This is a genomic window from Rhodococcus sp. P4_B6 (genome assembly GCF_056402215.1).
Genome location: NZ_JBFUHV010000372.1, coordinates 1 through 3058 on the forward strand (window position 1 = coordinate 1; position 3058 = coordinate 3058).

The 3058-nt window shown below is 63.2% G+C and carries 5 protein-coding genes and 1 pseudogene; 1 reads left to right on the top strand and 5 read right to left on the bottom strand.

Translation table 11 applies throughout. The annotated features are described in order from the left end of the window. Positions 1-194, top strand: a pseudogene (locus tag AC1DWT_RS50525) (DUF2441 domain-containing protein); the annotation flags it as partial. 389 nt (positions 195-583) lie between these two features. Here the strand turns inward: AC1DWT_RS50525 and AC1DWT_RS50530 are convergent. The 5 genes from AC1DWT_RS50530 to AC1DWT_RS50550 form a co-directional block, all read right to left on the bottom strand. Beyond that, entirely contained in the window at positions 584-730 is a 147-nt protein-coding gene (locus tag AC1DWT_RS50530; protein ID WP_179377730.1) for a hypothetical protein, read from the bottom strand. Positions 731-904: 174 nt separating this feature from the next. After that, the gene (locus AC1DWT_RS50535; protein ID WP_095864313.1) at positions 905-1123 is read right to left on the bottom strand and encodes a hypothetical protein; all 219 of its coding nucleotides are present in this window, start codon (positions 1121-1123) and stop codon (positions 905-907) included. A gap of 916 nt (positions 1124-2039) precedes the next feature. Continuing rightward, positions 2040-2321, bottom strand: coding sequence for a helix-turn-helix domain-containing protein (locus AC1DWT_RS50540; protein ID WP_072950595.1), 282 nt, complete (start codon positions 2319-2321; stop codon positions 2040-2042). Next, positions 2321-2662 (bottom strand): type II toxin-antitoxin system RelE/ParE family toxin, encoded by a 342-nt coding sequence (locus tag AC1DWT_RS50545; protein WP_206015809.1) that lies wholly within the window; start codon positions 2660-2662, stop codon positions 2321-2323. The genes AC1DWT_RS50540 and AC1DWT_RS50545 overlap by 1 nt, the downstream gene beginning before the upstream one ends. 51 nt (positions 2663-2713) lie before the next feature. Next, a complete protein-coding gene (locus AC1DWT_RS50550; protein WP_206015808.1) occupies positions 2714-2971 on the bottom strand; it encodes a hypothetical protein in 258 nt (85 codons plus the stop codon). Positions 2972-3058: the final 87 nt, after the last annotated feature.

Sequence of the window (3058 nt, forward strand, 5' to 3'; positions counted from 1 at the left end):
CCATCTGGCAAGTGGAGACCGCTCACGACGGGTTCCGGGCAAACATGGATCTGCTTCGTACACACGGCACCGCTCTGATGACGTCGTACCACGCCCACTGCTATTGGTCCCAGCAGAGCCCCGACCACGAGGTACCCGTGACGTGGGAGATCCTGCTACCCCCGCCTGTCCACGTAACTGGTCCAGCAGAGTAGTCAGAATCTGTTATCTATCAAGAATTTCACACGAAGGTTCAAAAGTGAGCTGCCGACGCCGAGAACTCGGCAATGTCGACCGAGAGGTCTATCCAGGTGCGCCTGCTCGTTCTTGTTCGCGGCCATAGTTGGTGGCCGGCCGCAGACACGGCCACCCGGGACCGACCACGGATGATCCGGCGTTCGCTCTGCTCGACTCGTTCGACGACTCCATCGACACGACGTGCCAGAACGAGATAGTTTCCCGGTCGTYTCGATGGACTCCGAAGGCCCGCAGGTCAGCGGCGGAAGTTCGACTGCTCGTCGGTCTGCATCGCCACAACCGCGGCGAACGCGGTCACCAACAACATCATCAGCAACAGCACATTCACGGTGTCTCCCCCTCGTTTCTAGCGTGCGACCGACGAGCCGACCGGACGGCGGTCGGCGAACATGGCCTCGATCCTCGACTTGATCTCCGCGGTGCTCATCGACCCACCACCGCGGGGCGGGCGTGCGGCGATCGGGGTAGTCCGGAGGGTCGAGGCTGTCGGCACTGCGTCCTCTTTCGTCGAAGGTCACCGGCGACGAGAACAGTCAGGGCATGATGCCTGTGTTTCCCCGTCACCGATGATGTGAGCTGCTTCACATTGACTGGCTCATGAAGTTGTACACCATAACGGAGAACTGCGCCAATCCACCTGTCCGTCAGTATCTTCGGCAACTGCCGACTACTTGCCGGTAGGTACGTCCGGCGGGGCCAGACGGTCGACGCCGAGGAAGAAGTCCAGCAAGATCAGCGCCTCGGCGGGGGTACCGCCGCCGCACCGGATCGAGCCCCACCACCTGCGCCAGCTGCTCCGCCGAGATCGGGGCGTCGGCCAGAACGCCGCCGCGGTCCGCAGCACCCACTCCCCCTCCTCCGACGCGGACAACTCGACCAATGCCATGTCGCCCCGTTCCCACTCGGACCTGCACGACCGCCAGACGCCCCCACTGCCTCCCGGTACGGGGCGGTCGGTGTTCACTCCCGGTATGCCGAATCGGCGAAATGAACGTGCGCCTGCCTGTCGGTTCAGCTCGCGTGCGCGTGCCGACGTTCGGGGAGCTGGGTCAGTCGCTGCTCCCGTTCGTCGAACCGGACGGCGTCCGGGGTGCGCCGACGGGGCGGGGATCGCTCAGATCCTCACCGACCTCGCATCCCTGCCCATCAGCGAGATGCGCGAGCACCACCAGACGCGAACTCGCCCACAGGCCCACCCCAGACCCCGCCCACCGCATCCCCATCCGCCTCAACGACAACCGAATACACTCGCACTCACACCGACGCCCTCGACACCGAACAACCCGAATGGCAAGTTCAGTCGGGGGTGAAGAACGGCTCTATCGACATGAAGATCCACGCCACCATTGCCGCCATCAGCACGAACGCGCACTACCAACGGCACAGCGAACTACCGGGCGGGCCGCCACGAAACCGTCACCAATCCGAACACCACAACCAGCACCGCCCGTGCCGCCCAACTCACCCAATACCCGGCCGGCGGCGGATCCGACCCGAACGACGTAAACGAACCATGCGGATACACCCGAGGTCGCGGAACAACGAAAAAAGTGCTGCCACACCATCACCGCCGGCACATAACAGAAGAACCCACCAGCAGACCCACGCACACCCCCAGCGAAATCCGCCAACCCCGCCCCGACCCCGCCGGTGGTGGTTACCTCATCCACACCCACCATCATCGGCCGTGCCGACCTCCGGACCGGGTTCAGATGTGTTTGGGCGGTGCAGATTCAGCCGTTGAGGTTGCCCACAAGTCCGACCCGAAATCTCCGTACAGCCCTCGGGTCAGGCCTCCGGTGCTACGCGGCCGCCCTCACCGTCATATCGACGTGGAGTCCAGCGGCCGAGACCATGTTGACCAAAGCATCCAGACTGAACAGGTCGATCTTGCCGCGAATCAGATCCGACACCCGCGGCTGCGTCACACCAAGCCGGGCGGCCGCGTTTTTCTGGGTCCATCCTTCGGTCTCGATRCGCCGAGACAGCGCGATCAGCAGATTCGACCGCAGTCGCATGTTCTCCGCCTCCTGCGGAGTGTCCTCGATGGCATCCCATACGCTGCCATAGATTTCATCGCTCATCACCGCTCACCATTCCTGTCGTCCGCTATCACCTGCTGGTACCGCTTCGTCGCGAGAGCCAAGTCCGCCGCCGACGTTTTCTGAGTCTTCTTCTGGAAGCAGTGCAGGAAACCCACCCGGTCTGCGAATTTCGCCACGTAGATGACGCGGAAAGCTCCCGATCGATCGCGTACCCGTATCTCCTGCACACCAGAACCCACACTCACCATCGGTTTCCAGTCCGTCGGCGCGAGCCCCTGCTGAACGCGGTCGAGTTGATAACCGCACCGACGACGAACCGCAGCGGGGAATCCACGAAGATCCTCCAGCGCGGACCCAGGAACTGGATCTTCTTCCACCACCAATATACAAGATTTTGTATGACTCGGCACCCGGCCAAGCCATTAAACCCGTCACCTCTGCAATGAACCCGCACCGAAGACCGGCGATACCGACTCGGGAGAAAGCCACGTCGGATCGACGGTGACGTAGCGGTCGGACGACACTCTCGGACCATCGACCAAGGCGCCGTACGGCAGCACCCCGGCCACACCGGAGGACATCAACACCAACTCCTCACGCACACCGGTCGCGATCGTGCGGGAGCGGCCCTGCTCCTCCGACATCGGGTACCAGGCGTACAGGAACTCGAACCACTGCCGATCCGACACCGCCCTCGAGGACAGGCGCCGCAGCGTCTCGGTGAACTCGCCTGATCACAGGCCTTGACGCACCAGATGCCATTCACGCAACAGGGG

Coding starts and splice junctions, on each gene's coding strand:
- AC1DWT_RS50535 (WP_095864313.1), bottom strand. CDS start 1,123: ATGGCATTGGTCGAGTTGTCCGCGTCGGAGGAGGGGGAGTGGGTGCTG.